Raw genomic sequence first — 14,428 nt, forward strand, 5'->3', positions numbered from 1 at the left:
AAAATTAGCGCGAACGATCGCGCGGGTCGCGGTCCCGTTCGCGGCCCGAACCCGATCCCGACCCGATGTTCGCCGAAGGCTCCAGCGGCGTCATGCTCTCCAGGCCACGAAGCAGCTGCTCCTCGGTCATGACATCGACCTGCGTGTCCGACGAGAGATCGTCGCGGCCGAGCATCGGCGCACGGCGGTCCGGCGGCAGCAACGGCGCCGCAACGGCCTCCGGCTCGTCCACTTCGGTATTCTTCTGGATCGACGAGATCAGCGTCTCGCGCATGTCGTCGGGCGACAGCGTGCGCTCGGCGATCTCACGCAAAGCAATAACCGGATTCTTGTCATCATCCGCCGGAACGGTGATGGCGCTGCCGTTGGCAATCGACCGCGCACGATGCGCGGCGAGGAGCACCAGTTCGAATCTGTTCGGAATCTTGTCGACGCAATCTTCGACGGTGACGCGAGCCATGGGCAGAACCTTCCCTTGGAAAAAACTGGCACGTTGTAAGGCATTAAAGGGCGCAAACAGCCGATCGGACCGCCTTCCAGCGCCACGCTGATGCCTCTTTGCCACGTTTGGATGTTTTAATCAAGCAGTACAGAGGAGAAGCACAAGCAAAATTACTCTCCCCATAGCAATCCGCCTCAAGCGCAGTTAAACAGACTAATTGTCACAATTGTTGACTGGCATTCACATCTGGTAACCCATGCGGAGCAGTGTTCTACGCCGTAGATTAGGGTCGCTGCCGTAAATGTCTAAGCTCTTCAGACCATTAGCGAAGTGGGTTTTCACGCCCATTCCAGAGAGAGTACTGGACGCTGTTTAGTTAACTTTCATTCCGGTTCAGGAAACGACAAAAATGCATTTTTATCCGGCCGAACGGCTCGCTCTCTTTATCGACGGCGCAAACCTTTATGCGACGGCGAAGTCATTAGGCTTTGATATTGATTATAAGCGCCTGCTCGGGCTGTTCCGGCAGAAGGGTCAGCTGGTTCGCGCGCTCTATTATACGGCGCTTGCCGAAGAGCAGGAATATTCGTCGATCCGCCCGCTCATTGATTGGCTCGACTACAACGGCTTCTCGATGGTGACGAAGCCGACGAAGGAATTCACCGACGCGACCGGCCGCCGGAAGATCAAAGGCAACATGGACATCGAGCTGGCCGTTGATGCCATGCGTCTGTCCGACAATCTCGACCACATCGTCATTTTCTCCGGCGACGGCGATTTCCGCAGCCTCGTTGCAGCGCTTCAGCAGAAGGGCAAGCGCGTCAGCGTCGTTTCCACCCTGCAGACACAGCCGCCGATGGTTGCCGACGAGTTGCGCCGCCAGGCCGACCAGTTCGTCGACCTGGCCGATCTCGAAGAGCAAGTCGGCCGCACTCAGAGCGCCAGCGCCGGCGGTGCCCGCCTTCCGCGTGATGGACGCGGCTATGCGCCTCGCGCTCCGCTGCCGCCGGTCCGCGATACCAATTACCTCGGTGATGATGACCTCGCTGAAGAAGAAGTCTAAGCACGACGACATTCTTCTTCTGCACGAGTATCGACCATGGCTGCCGGGGCGAACGGCAATGTAATCTTTGGGCCAGAGCCGCCCAAAGATTGTCCGCGTTGCCCGAGGCTCGTAGCCTACCGTCAAGAAAACGCGCGCCTAGAGCCTCACTGGTTCAACGGCCCTGTTCCCTCATTCGGAACAACCCAGGCGCGCCTGCTTATTGTAGGCCTCGCGCCGGGACGGATGGGCGCCAACCGCACCGGCCGTCCCTTCACCGGCGATTATGCCGGTGTTCTCCTCTATGAGACTCTGCTCCGCTACGGCTTTGCCAAGGGCGAGTACCACGCCCGGCCCGACGACGGCTTGAAGCTCGTCGACTGCATGATTTCCAACGCCGTGCGCTGCGCGCCCCCTGAAAACAAGCCCGAGCCCAAGGAAATCGCAACCTGCCGCCCGTTTTTCGAGGCGCGGCTGGCAAGCTTGAGCAAGCTCAAGATCATCTTGGCGTTAGGACGGATCGCTCACGATCAAGCATTGGCAACGCTCGGTGAGAAGAAGGCCCTCTACCCCTTCGCCCACGGCGCGCGCCACGAGCTGAGCGGCGGCCGCATCCTCTACGACAGCTTCCACTGCTCGCGTTACAACACCAGCACGCGCCGGCTGACGCCTGAGATGTTCCAATCCGTCTTCGAAGCCATCAGGCGCGAGCTGGGTTGAGCGCCGCGAGCAGTTCCGCCGCGTGCGTCTGGGGCGAAACCACCGGATAGACGACGCGATAGATAACGCCGTTGCGGACGATGAGCGTCAGACGCTTGAGATACGTGACGCCGCCGGTCCCAAACCGCGGCAGCTTCAGCGCGTCGGCAAAGGCGAACGTTGCGTCGCTGAGCAGCAGATAGGGAATGCCCGCCCGCATCGCGAAAGCGAGCTGGCTGTCGGCGGATTGGGAGCTGAGGCCGAAGACCTCGTAACCCAGAAGTTCGAAATCGGGGTAAGCGTCCCGGAAACCCTCGGCTTCCGGCGTCGAACCATGCGCCCCCGGAATGATGTCCCAATCGGGCGGATTGGGAACGCCCGGAGTGCCCGTCATCGGATAGATGAAGATGATCGCCCGCTCCTGATAGCGGGCGAGATTGACGCTGGCCCCGCGCGTCGCTGCAAGCGCCACATCCGGCAGACGCGTGCCCGCGATCAAATGCTTCGCGGCTCCATCGTCCTCGGGAACCGGGAAGTTCGGCGCTCCGGATGGTGGCGCGCTATCTGCCAACTAATCAGCCCTTCTCTCGCAATAGCCGCGCTTTCTGGCGGTTCCAATCGCGCTTGGCCGCATCCTGGCGCTTGTCGCCCTGGTTCTTACCCTGAGCGAGCCCAAGCTTCACCTTCGCGCGGCCCTTCTCATTGAAGTAGAGCTCGAGCGGCACGAGCGTCATGCCCTTCCGTTCGATGGCGATGCCGATCTTATGGATTTCGGTCGCATGCATCAGCAGCCGCCGCTTGCGGCGCGGCTCGTGCGGGAAAAGAGCAGCGCCCGGATATTCGGCGATATAGCTGTTGATCAGCCAGATGCCGCCGTCCTCAACCGAAGCATAGCTCTCGGCAATATTCGACTGCCCGCGGCGCAACGACTTCACTTCCGAGCCCAGAAGCTCGATACCGGCTTCCCAGCTGTCGGTTATGAAGTACTCGTGCCGCGCCTTGCGGTTCTCGGCGACGAGCGTCGTGCCGTCATCGCGTTTAGAGGCCATCAGTCAGTGCTTTCCGGCAGCAGCCGTTACTCGGCGGCCTTGGCGTCGATCAGACCGAGACCGAGCAGAACGGCGTCGATCGCCTTGCGGCTCGCCTCCGATACGGGAACCATGGGCAGACGCATGTCCGCTGTTCCAAAACCAAGCCGCGATACGGCGTATTTGACCGGCGCAGGATTGGTCTCGATGAAGAGAACCTCATGCAACGGCATCAGCCGGTCCTGCAGCGCCAGCGCTTTCTTGAAGTCGCCGGCCATGCACGCGTTCTGGAACTCGGCGCAAAGCCGCGGCGCCACGTTCGAAGCCACCGAAATGCAGCCGGCGCCGCCGTGCGCCATGAAGCCAAGCGCCGTGCCGTCTTCGCCCGACAGCTGGCAGAACTCAGGGCCGAGCGCCGCGCGCGTCTGCGACGGGCGCGCAAGGTTCGCCGTCGCATCCTTCACGCCGGCGATGTTCTTCAGCTCGTAACAACGCGCCATCGTCGCCACCGACATGTCGACGATCGAACGGCTCGGAATGTTGTAGATAATGATCGGAATGTTAATGGCGTCGTTAATCGCCTTGAAATGCTGATAGAGACCTTCCTGGCTCGGCTTATTGTAATAGGGCGTAACAACAAGCACGGCGTCGGCGCCGGCCTTCTCCGCATATTGCGAAAGTTCGACCGCCTCTTCCGTCGAGTTCGAACCCGTTCCGGCGATCACGGGTACCCGCTTCTTGGCAGCTTCGACGGCGAGCTCAATCACGCGCTTATGTTCATCGTGATCGAGCGTCGGGCTTTCTCCGGTAGTTCCCACGGGAACCAGACCGTGCGTGCCTTCGCTGATCTGCCAATCGATGAAGCGCGTGAACGCGGCTTCATCCACCTTCCCGTTACGAAAAGGCGTGATGAGTGCCGTGATAGAACCTTTGAACATGTCTTCGCCTTAGCTAGAAAAGACCATGACGAACACCGCTCGATGCTGCGTCCCTGGTTTAATCGGGAAAGTCGACGTGGAAAGACCCACGCCTTTACGGCCACGGGCCACTGTCTCGCCGCACGCGCGTGCCACCTCGTCCGGCTCGAACCGCTTGCTTCACGAGCTATGTCTCCGCTTAATACGGTTTAACGTTGCTGACGACGCAAGCGCCGCGACATTAGGCGCTCGGAAAGCCCGCCGCAAGATCGGGTGGCCTGGGCGTTTCATCCCACAGGACGCGATGCATCTAAGCCTCGATCCCAGAAGACTAATCGGCCTCCTCTCGCGCGCGCTACCGCCATTGGCCGCAGCCTGCGCCTGTCTTGCCCTCGCGGTCGCGAGCACATCTGCCAGCGCCGAATCGGCGTTTAAGCCGGTACCGGCGCCCGCGCCCCTCGCGGCCGAAAAAGAACAGCTACGCAAACTCGACTCAGCGCTCGCGCCGCTCCTGGCGAGTTCACCCGCTTCACAGGATGCCGATGCACTACGAGACGCGGCCGCCGCCATCCGCGCCAAGGACATCAATAAATTCGCGAGCGCGAAAAGCAGCATCAGCGACCCCGTCGCGCGCAAGCTCGCCGACTGGATGCGGCTGCGTGCGGGACTTGGCGAGCCCGCGGAATTCCAGGCGTTCCTCAGGGACAATCCGTCCTGGCCGGACCGGCCGACGCTGACCCAGCGCTTCGAGGAAGCGCTTCTCACGCACGGCGGCAGCGCCAAAACCATCAAAAGCTTCTTCACGAACTCGAAGCCTGAGACCGGCGCGGGCTACGCTGCCCTTGCCTCCGCCAATCTTGCTGACGGCGATACCGAAGCGGCCCGCAAATACGCGGCCATCGCATGGCGCGAGATGAGCATTCCCCCTCAGCTCGAGAACGGATTCCTCGACCGCTTCGGCCCGCTGTTGACGCCCACTGACCACAAGTGGCGCTTCGACCGATTGGTGACCGATGACGTTCGCTATGCCGGGAACCGTGAAGGCCGCGTCGCACTGGCGCGCCGCCTCATTCCCCTTCTGCCGCCGAATGAGCAAAAGCGCGCCGCAGCGCGCCTCGCCGTCTTCAACAAGGCGAAGAATGCACAGGCACTGATGAACGCCCTGCCGCCGGGCAGCCGCGACGACACCGGGCTCACGTTTCACAAGCTGCAGCTGTTGCGCAAGGCAGGAAAGGTCGAGGAAGCAGCCGCGATCATTCTCGCCGTTACGCCGGACCCCAATAAGATCGCGGGGCTCGACGAATGGTGGGCAGAACGGCGCGAACTCGCCTACGGGGCATTGAAGATCGGCAAGCCGACGCTCGCCTATGACCTCGTCAAAGATGCGGGCCCCATCTCCGTCAATCCGCGCAAAGAGCAGACATTCCTGGCCGGCTTCATCGCCTTCCGAGAACTCAAGAAGCCCGACACGGCTCAGCGGCACTTCAAGGATATGGCGGCAGCAGCCGATGGGCCGTTGAGCCGCGCCAAGGCCGCCTATTGGCTTGGCCGTGTGGCGGATGCCCGGGGCGACTCGCAGGAAGCAGCCAAGCAATACCGGCTCGCCGCGAAAAACTCAGACACCTTCCACGGCCTGCTCGCGATGCAGATGCTCGATCCGGGCCGCACGAGCCTGGAAATCTCGCCGCCTGCCTATCCGACCCAAGCTCAAATTCAAAAGCTCGCGTCCGCCGAGACGGCGAAAGCGCTGGTCATCGCGCGCAAAGCCAAGCTATCGCGCGAAATCACGCGCACGCTGCTTGCGGGCCTTCGCAATGCTGCGAACACCGAAGCGGAAGTCGGAATGGTGGCCTATCTCGCGGACGCGCTCGGCGACCCGCAAATGTCGCTGCGCATTTCCAAGGTCGCAATCGGCAACGGCCAGAACTTGCTGACCTACGGCTATCCGGTGAAGCCCTTCCCCGGTTACACGCCGCTGCGCGCCCCGCCTGAACTGCCGCTGCTCCTCGCCATCGCGCGCCAGGAGACCGAATTCGATCACCAGATCGTCTCAGGCGCAGGCGCCAAAGGCCTGCTGCAGGTCATGCCGGGGACGGCCCGCCACGTCTGCCAGGATTACAAGATCAAGTGCTCCATTCCGCGGCTTCTCTCTGATCCGCCCTATAACGTCATGATTGGCTCTGCCTACGTCGCCGACCGTATGGACGACTTTGGCGGCTCATACGTTCTAGGGATCGCCGGATATAACGCCGGTCCCGGACGCGCGCGCCAATGGATCAGGGAAAACGGCGACCCGCGCGACCCGAAGGTCGACGCACTCGACTGGATCGAACGCATACCAATCACCGAGACACGCGAATACGTGACCAAAGTCTTGGCGAACATTCAAATCTACCGCGCCAGGCTCGGTATGAAAAATCCGCTCCGCCTGAAGCAGGATCTTCTGCGGGATCGCGGAGATTCAAAAGTTCCTGGAGGCGTGGCAGACAACAGCGACGGTTGAGACCAAACTCATAAAGGCCGGCGGAGACCCATGGCGACCGATCAAGACTTCGAAGAGATTTACTTCACCTCTCGCGATGGCCTGCGCCTCTACGGACGCCATTACAGATCGCGCGCACTCTCCTATGCGCGGCCAGTGCTCTGCCTCGCTGGCCTCACCCGAAACAGCCGCGACTTCCACGACGTGGCGTTGGCGCTGAGCCAGAGCTCCGTGCCTCGCGACGTCTTCACGCTCGACACACGCGGGCGCGGGCTATCCGATCACGATAGCGACTGGAAGAACTACGCTGTGCCGATCGAAATGCAGGATGTCATGGACTTCCTGACGATGCTCGGCCTGCGCAAAGCGGGCATCATCGGCACCTCGCGAGGCGGCCTAATCACAATGGTGCTTGCCGCCGTGCAGCCGTCGCTCGTTGGCGCGGTCGTGCTGAACGACATCGGCCCTGTCATCGAGATGGACGGCCTCGCCCGCATTGCCGGCTACGTGGGCCGCATTCCGCTACCCAAGAACTGGAGCGACGCTGGCCGTCTTGTGCGCGATCTCACCAGCAACGAATTCACGAAAATGACGGACGCCGATTGCGAAGCCGTCGCCCGCCAGCTCTTCAACGAGCGCAAGGGCAAGCCCGCACGCGGCTATGATCCCAAGCTCGCGAAGTGCCTGTCTGTTCTGGACGGGCCGGTGCCGCAGCTCTGGCCGCAGTTCGAAGCCATGAAGCGCATGCCCGTGCTCGTCCTGCGGGGAGCGAATTCCGATTTGCTCTCGGAGAAGACCGTCGAGGAAATGCGCCGGCGTCACCCGCAGCTCAGATCGCTCACCGTTCCCGATGAGGGCCATGCGCCGTTCTTGAGAGACGCAGCGACGATCTCGGCCATCGACGCATTTTTCGCCGAGACCGACGCGCCGCGCGACGGCGCCCGCTACGGCACCCTATCGCGCAGCGACTTCGGTCACGTCTCGCGGCTGGTATCGACTTCGCCCCGGTCCACACGGCGCGAAAACTCCGTGTGACCGCCGCTGGCGAGAATGCGCGCCTGCTCGACCCAATTCTCGCGTTCGATCCGGCCCTTGAATTCAAGGGCTCGGCTCATGCGATCGATGTCTCCGCTCGTCCAGTTGGCGATCTGATCATAGCGGCTGACGCCTAAAGCGTTGAGCCGCTTCTCGATGAGCACGCCGATGCCGCGAATGCGCTTGAGATCGTCGCGCGGACCTTCGTTGCCGCTCTGAAGCGGTGCGGCGGCTTCTTCCGCCTCCTCGCCTTCGCTTGGAGCCGCAATTTCACTTTTCTCACGGATCGCATCCGTGATGCGGGCCGGGATCGAGATTTTTGGATCGACTTTCGAGAGCGGCGAAATCGGCTCGATGGGCTTGCGCCCGCGCGTCACGCTCGCAGACGCGGCCGCGATAGCGGCAGCCGCGGCAGCGGCCATTTCAGCGACCGAACGCCCATGGCTCGCGGCAATGACACCCGCCAAGTCCGGCCGCTCGTCGCGATCAGCCGGCGCTGAATCTGTGGCACCAGCTTCAGGCTTTGGCGGGTCGCCAGCCGGCGCCGGCGGCTTCTGAGGCGAAGCGGCAGCATTTGCCCGCAGCGCCGCAAGGCGATTGCGCGAATAGTACGTCTCGCCGCCCTTGGCCAGAATTTGCGCCTGCTCGACCCATTGCTCGCGGTCGATACGGCCGTGAATCTGCAATTCTTGCCCAACCCGTTTGACGTCTTCCGGCGTCCAGGCGGCAATGTCTTCAAAGTAATTGATGCCCGCGGCCTTGAGCTTCTGCTCGATCTCGAAATCGATGGCTCGAATGCGCTGGAAGTCATCACCGCCCTCGATAATCGCCGGAGCGGCCACCGGGGCTGCGACTTCTGGAGCAGGCAGCGGAGCTGGTTCTGGCTCGGGCTCTGGTTCTGGTTCCGGCTCGGCCTGCGCTTCGGGCTCAGCTTCAGCAACAGGCTCTGCCTCGGGCTCCGGCCCTGATTCAGGCTCGGCTTCCGGCTCCGGCGCGAGTTCCGGCTCGGGTTCTGCATCAGGCTCGGGTTCGGACTCGGCCTCAGGCTCGGGCTCCGCTTCCGGCTCCGGCGAAATGTCAGGCTTGGCCGCTGGCTCGGTTTCTGGCTCAGGCTCGCGCGCAGCAGCCACCATTTCCTGTTCCGGCGCCGGCACGATCGGCTCGTCGGGCTCCGGTGATTGCAGCGGCACGTCATCGGAAGCGGCAACGGAAGCTCTCTCGGCTTCTTCCGCCTCAGCCTTCTTCTCTTCGGCACGTCTTTGCCCGAACCCGCCCGGCATCATCACGGAAGCAGCGGCGGCAGCCTTCGCAGCAGCAACGGCACCTGCCGCAGCAGCCGTCGTCGCGTCGCGCAACCGCGCCGCCAAACCGCCAGGACGCAACGGCTTGCTGATGGGCTCCGGTTCAGGCTCAGGCTCAGGCTCGGTCTCGCGCTCCGGCTGAACCTCAGGAAGGTCAGCAGGCGCTGCATCCACCCAATTGACGTCCGGCTCCTCGATCTCCGTCGGCTCTTTGAGTTCCGCCAGCGGCTCAGGCTCCTGCAGCGGCTCGGGTTCGGGCGGCGGCGGAGGCTGATAAAGCGGGGTCACCGGCTTCAGCACCGACGGCCGGACCTCGACGATTGCCTGGCGCGGAACACCTTCGTTGGGATCCGGCCCGAAAAGAGCGCGCTCAAACCGCGATGGGTCGAGTGCCTTCGGCACAGGCCGTGGCTCGGGACGGCGCAACACCTCGATTTTCGGCTGGACAGGATCGATGGCTCTCGGCGGAACCGGTTGATGCACGCGCGGCGCGGCATGCGCACGGACGGGCGGCGGCACCATAACCGGCGGGCGATCGGGGATTTCGAGCCGGATCGGCGGAGACATGCCTTCCGCAATCTCTTCGGGCGCGCGAACGAACATGCGCTTGAGCAGGCAAGCCACGAACGCGCCCGAGAAATAGCACGCGAGCAGAAGCAGGAATGTCTGTAACAGCAGGTACGTCATTTCCTACCTAATCGGATACACAACAGCTCGCCCCCGGCGTCCAAAGTCCGAACTCAATTCTTTCTATCGCCGCACGATACCCAGCCGACGACGAGCCCCAGCGCGAACGCTCCCGCCATCCACCAGATCAACTTCAGGAACAGATAATCCATAAAGTGGCTCCCGGGCCCTTCAGTTGACACGCACGGTGAATTCGATGCGGCGGTTTTTGGCCCGCCCCTCTTCGGTATTATTGTCGCCGATCGGCCGCGTCGCCCCATAACCGGCCGTCGTCAGGCGGCGCGCATCGACGCCGTTCTGCGAAAGGAAATCCGCAACCGCACGGGCCCGGCGATCGGCAAGACGCGAGTTGCGCTCATCCGTCCCCTCCGCGTCCGTGTGGCCGTCTATCTGAATGCTGAAATGGGGGCACTCGTTGGCGATCTGAACAAGCTCCTTGAGCGTCTGTATGCTATCCGGCGTCAGATCCGCCTTCGCCCGTTCGAAGTTGATCGATCCCTTCGCCGTCTGCCGCATCAGGCTCTGGCAGCTGTCGGCCGCCTTCTCCTCAACCGACATGACCGTGATCTCGTCGCGGCTCTTGAAGCCCGGCGGCAGATCGGTCGACAGCACGCTGCGAATGTCGCTGGCGACTTGCTCGCTTTCGGCTGCGCCCTTGATGACGAGTTCCTTGCCGGAAATCGTCACTTCGCCGTTCTTCAAGCGGGACATCTCCTCGAGCCCGAGATGCGCCGCCGACGACCAGGGCTCCGCCGATGCTCCCACGATCTTCATGTTGTCGGTAACGCTGTAGCCCGAAAATATCTGCTGCGCGATGTCGACGAGGCGCAGGCGCGAGGCGTCATCCGGCGCTTCGCCTTCGATGGTCACCATGCCGTTGGCTTCACGGCTCGCCTTCCATGTGAGGTCCGTCTTCAGCTGTCCGGTGAACGCAATGTTCGTGCGCGTCTCGCACGTCTGGCCTGCCGCCGCCTTCACGTCACCCGGCACCGCTTGCGACGCCGCATAGTCGTCCGTCTCGCCCGAAACCTCCAGGCTGCGGTCGGTCAGAATGGACTTGCCCTTCTTCAATCGCGGCAGGGACGCGAGCCCCGCGACGACGCACTGCTGCCATCCATCCGGCGCGCCAGGCGCCACTTGCGATTTGTCGTTGAGCTGACGCCCCGGGAACCGCGCCTTGATCGCGTCGATGAGCGCCGCCCGCGCCGCCTCGCTTGGCACCATGCCGACGAGGTTCAGCGTCGCGCCTTCGTTCACGATGCCCATCACGTACCCGCCGGCGGGCACGACGACGTCAGGCTTGGAAAAGCGGATTTGATCGACGATGCGAAAATTCTGCGGCACCTGCAGCTTCAACGTCTTCTTGACGGCCGACGCGATCTGCTCGCTTGACGCCTCGCCCGAGAACGTCATTTCGCGATCGGAAATTGAAGCCTCGCCCAATCGCAGCTGCGCCAGCTGCTCGACGGCGACGCCCGCAGCTTTGCTCCAGCCATCCGGGGCACCGGCCGCAATATCCATGCGGTCCGTGATCGACATCGTGCCGAACAGCGTCTTGACCCGCGCACCGAGCTTCTCGCGCTCGTCATCGGACGGCGCATAGCCGGACACCGCGAGTCCCGAGCCGCTCTTCTTGATCGACCACACGAAAGGCCGCGCCACCGGCAGCGCAATGTCAGCTTTCGTCAAAGCCGTTCCCGCCGGACGCCGCTCGGTCAGCGCCGAGCGGACTTTCCGGTAATCCTCCGACGACTTCGCCTCGCCCTTGATGGAGAGATTGAGGTTGGCGAGCTCCGCCTCACCGCGCTTCAGACCCGAAAGGCTTTGCATGCTGAAGACAGCGGCCGCGAGCCAGGCATCGCGATCGATGGCGCCGCGGGCGAGCCGCATCTCATCGGTGACTTCGCTCCCTCGAAATGTGCTGTACGCGGCCTCGATGAGCGCGCGCCGCGCATCTTCTGACGGAACGTATCCGGTAAGCCGCACGCGGTCCCCGCCGGACGAGCTGACCGACCAACGATAGTCGGCAACTCTGTCGATGAGTTCGGCTCTGTCGGCGGCAACGCGAACGCCCCACACGTTCTCGAGCGACGCCATCGCCTTGGCCGGATCGCGCTCATCCGGAGCCTTGCCCGTCAGGACGGCGTCGCGGCCCGAAAAGTGAAGGCTCGCCCAGTCGAACCCAGACCGCTTCAAGACTTCGCCGGAGCGATGCGCGAGTTCGCTCTCGATGCCCTCATGCTCGAGCTGCACCGCGACCCACGCCATTATTGCAATCGGGACGAGTCCCAAAAGCCAATATGCTGGATTGCAGCGCATGCGCACGCGACTCCGAATACCTGATGACGCCTAGTTGTAGTGGACGAGCAGCACCCCTGGTGGGAAGCGCCTCGCTAACCCGCCAACATGGCAAACTCTGATCCGGACGGATCCCCTCAGGCCAAGTATAGACAAGAGGCAACGCCATTCCAAGCTGCGCCGGGCCCTGGGATGCGCCGTTAACTCGCTGATTCACAGAGAAAATTTCGAGGCCATGCGGAAGCGATCACAGCCTGTGGCTGAACTACCGCTAGGTAGAAAACCCTTACCCCGTCATCGCGGCAGCTCAGCGGCGTGAGCGAAGCTCAGCGCGCCACGGGGGTTTGGACGACGCAAGACGCCGCTAAAAGGTATAGCCTGGCGGCACGACCACGACCGAGAACTGGGCTTCGCGAAGCAAGTCCGCCTCGTCGTCCGGCCCGGCATCCGAGCCAGCGCGCATTCTGAGCCGCACCATACGGCCGCCCTTTTCCGCCGCCGTTATCATGTCGTTCGCCAACGCGCGGCTGTCCGCATCTCTGCGGACTGGATACCGCCGGGCCTCGCGGCGGGCGAACTCAGCCACCTCCGCCGGAACGGCTTCATCGAAGAAGATATCGTCGGCCGAACGCAGAGTGCGGACCGCGCCGAGCGTCAAACCTTCCGCTCCTCCGGCCCCGATCTCAATGATGATAATGGGATGCCGGGTGACGGCCTCAGGCGAACGCATCAGCTCATCGAGTTCGGCGGGTCGCGGGCCGCGGCCGGGGCTGCGGAGCGCAAGATCCGTGAAGCGCTGCCAGAAACGCCTCTTCTCATCCATCGTGCCCCCGAGTTGTTCGCCCTCGCCGCGCAAACGGCGCGCGGCATCGGCCCATTGCTTGAAGCTGACAGGCAACAAACTCTCGATGAGCGATCGGATCGCCTGCCCGAACACGGGCGCGGCCCCATCGGTGGAAATCCCGACCACCAGCGGCGAACGGTTGACGATGGCGCCAAACTGAAAATCGCAGAAGGCCGGGCGGTCGACGACGTTGACGGGAACACCGGCCGCGCGCGCCGCTGACGCGAACTGCGCCGCCTCCGCATCATCACTGAACGCGCCGATAGCCATGGCCGCGGACGCAAGGTCTTCTGGCGTCCACCCTCGCGCGGTCAAAACCAACTTGCCATTGGGCGGTGATGCCGCGAGTTCCTGAAAGCCCTCGGCGAAGCTCTGGGAGAAAACCTCAACGCGCGCGCCTGATGCCGCCAGAAGCTCCGCTTTCCAGAGCGACGGCTCTCCGCCGCCCGCCAAGACGACCCGCTTGCCATCCAGCTTGAAGAACACCGGCAACACTGCCAGCGCATCAATACGGTGAGCAGGTGATTTCGAAATGCTCGAGTCTTCGTCCGCCATTGAGGTCCACGACAAGCCGGATGCAGCCGCATGTAGATGCAGGGTGTTCCTATCCGCCACACGTTGGAAGAACAAGGCTCTGGAGCTATTCAGGCCGCGCTGACGCTATATGCCGGCTGCGCGGCCTTCGCTTCCGTCCGCGACAAATACGAGACGATCGTCCGCGCGACGGGAGGAGCGAAGAGAATATTGCGATGACCGAACCCCGAGTACGCCATCAGTTCCGCGCCTTCGGCCCCCGACGCAATCTCTTCGGCGCAACGGAATGCGACTTCGTGGTCTTCCCGATCGTGGATCACGAAGGCCCGGCACCCCGTCGCCCGCAGCAGCTTGACGACGGTGAAGCAGGAGAGCGAGCGGCCCGCAATGCGTTCCAGCCGCGCCTCGAACGCGCGCCGGCCCTTGCCATCGAGCCTCCATCGCTCGGCAAACTCTCCGGTGACCTCCGTGAGACTGTTGGGGCTCGCCACAAGCACGATACGCGGCGCCTCGAGCGCGTGCGGCATCGGCGGATGTCCCTCGACGCCGACAAGCGAAATCATCCCGCCGAACGAATGCGCGACGATGGCGCTGAGCGGCCCGAAATGTGCGCCGATCATTGCCGTTGCCCGCGCACACGCAATGAGATTGGTCGAGCGTGCACCGCTTAATCCGTGCGCCGGCAGATCGAACAGGATGACGCGATATCCCGCCCGCCGAATGGGCTCGGCAATGGCCGTCATGAAGGATGCTTCACCCGTCCACCCGTGCACGACAAGCACATTGCCGATTGCCTCGCGCTGATCTGGTTCGAAGACGTAAGTTTGTATATCGGCCACCGGCGTCGCGATCCGCTCCCAATTTGCCCTGCGCAAATGAAAGCGCGCCCGCGCCGCCAATTCCGGGTGATTGCTTGCGCGGTAATGGGACAGCTCCGGCGTACAGAAAACCCGGAATGCGGCATCCCCGGCAGCGCCGGCGGGTAAGCCCGAGAGAGATTGGCCAGACCAGATATCTTTAGGCAACCAGATCATTGCCCATTTTTGAAATGGGAATATCGAATTCGCAAGCTGGACGGTTGGCCTATTTGCCGCAATGGTTGACGGTAATTACGCATAT

At 62.9% G+C, this 14,428-nt stretch carries 12 protein-coding genes; 4 read left to right on the top strand and 8 right to left on the bottom strand.

Annotation, left to right across the window (positions count from 1 at the left end; genetic code table 11):
• Positions 1–4: 4 nt before the first annotated feature.
• Positions 5–460 (bottom strand): DNA-directed RNA polymerase subunit omega, encoded by a 456-nt coding sequence (rpoZ, locus tag VFG26_RS11235; protein WP_325025288.1) that lies wholly within the window; start codon positions 458–460, stop codon positions 5–7.
• Between the two features lie 391 nt (positions 461–851).
• Between rpoZ and VFG26_RS11240 the strand changes: the two genes are divergently transcribed.
• Together VFG26_RS11240 and VFG26_RS11245 are read left to right on the top strand one after the other, a co-directional pair.
• Positions 852–1,505: an NYN domain-containing protein gene (locus VFG26_RS11240; protein WP_325025290.1), complete on the top strand. Its 654-nt coding sequence runs from the start codon at positions 852–854 to the stop codon at positions 1,503–1,505.
• Between the two features lie 36 nt (positions 1,506–1,541).
• Positions 1,542–2,204: a uracil-DNA glycosylase gene (locus VFG26_RS11245; protein WP_325025292.1), complete on the top strand. Its 663-nt coding sequence runs from the start codon at positions 1,542–1,544 to the stop codon at positions 2,202–2,204.
• Here VFG26_RS11245 and VFG26_RS11250 read toward each other — a convergent pair.
• Genes VFG26_RS11250 through dapA form a run of 3 tightly spaced genes read right to left on the bottom strand, consistent with a single transcriptional unit; the run spans position 2,185 to position 4,149 of the window.
• Positions 2,185–2,754, bottom strand: coding sequence for a peroxiredoxin (locus VFG26_RS11250; RefSeq protein WP_325025294.1), 570 nt, complete (start codon positions 2,752–2,754; stop codon positions 2,185–2,187). The two genes, VFG26_RS11245 and VFG26_RS11250, sit on opposite strands and share 20 nt — an antisense overlap.
• 4 nt (positions 2,755–2,758) lie before the next feature.
• Positions 2,759–3,232 carry an SsrA-binding protein SmpB gene (gene smpB / locus VFG26_RS11255; protein ID WP_325025296.1) on the bottom strand — a complete coding sequence of 158 codons (474 nt, stop codon included), beginning with the start codon at positions 3,230–3,232 and terminating at the stop codon, positions 2,759–2,761.
• 26 nt (positions 3,233–3,258) lie between these two features.
• Entirely contained in the window at positions 3,259–4,149 is an 891-nt protein-coding gene (gene dapA, locus VFG26_RS11260) for a 4-hydroxy-tetrahydrodipicolinate synthase (RefSeq protein ID WP_325025298.1), read from the bottom strand.
• 283 nt (positions 4,150–4,432) lie between these two features.
• Between dapA and VFG26_RS11265 the strand changes: the two genes are divergently transcribed.
• Together VFG26_RS11265 and VFG26_RS11270 are read left to right on the top strand one after the other, a co-directional pair.
• Positions 4,433–6,631, top strand: a complete 2,199-nt coding sequence (locus VFG26_RS11265; protein ID WP_325025300.1) for a lytic transglycosylase domain-containing protein — start codon at positions 4,433–4,435, stop codon at positions 6,629–6,631.
• 30 nt (positions 6,632–6,661) lie between these two features.
• Positions 6,662–7,645: an alpha/beta hydrolase gene (locus VFG26_RS11270; protein WP_325025302.1), complete on the top strand. Its 984-nt coding sequence runs from the start codon at positions 6,662–6,664 to the stop codon at positions 7,643–7,645.
• Here the strand turns inward: VFG26_RS11270 and VFG26_RS11275 are convergent.
• The 4 genes from VFG26_RS11275 to VFG26_RS11290 form a co-directional block, all read right to left on the bottom strand.
• Positions 7,585–9,633, bottom strand: a complete 2,049-nt coding sequence (locus tag VFG26_RS11275) for a hypothetical protein (protein ID WP_325025304.1) — start codon at positions 9,631–9,633, stop codon at positions 7,585–7,587. The genes VFG26_RS11270 and VFG26_RS11275 overlap by 61 nt on opposite strands.
• 171 nt (positions 9,634–9,804) lie before the next feature.
• Entirely contained in the window at positions 9,805–11,901 is a 2,097-nt protein-coding gene (locus VFG26_RS11280) for an OmpA family protein (RefSeq protein WP_325025306.1), read from the bottom strand.
• A gap of 394 nt (positions 11,902–12,295) precedes the next feature.
• On the bottom strand, positions 12,296–13,330 hold the full coding sequence (locus VFG26_RS11285; RefSeq protein WP_325025308.1) for a siroheme synthase: 1,035 nt from the start codon (positions 13,328–13,330) through the stop codon (positions 12,296–12,298).
• An 89-nt stretch (positions 13,331–13,419) separates the two neighbouring features.
• Positions 13,420–14,148, bottom strand: coding sequence for an alpha/beta fold hydrolase (locus tag VFG26_RS11290; RefSeq protein ID WP_325025310.1), 729 nt, complete (start codon positions 14,146–14,148; stop codon positions 13,420–13,422).
• Between the last annotated feature and the right edge of the window lie 280 nt (positions 14,149–14,428).

This window comes from Hyphomicrobium sp., assembly GCF_035687085.1.
Taxonomy (GTDB): domain Bacteria; phylum Pseudomonadota; class Alphaproteobacteria; order Rhizobiales; family Hyphomicrobiaceae; genus Hyphomicrobium_B.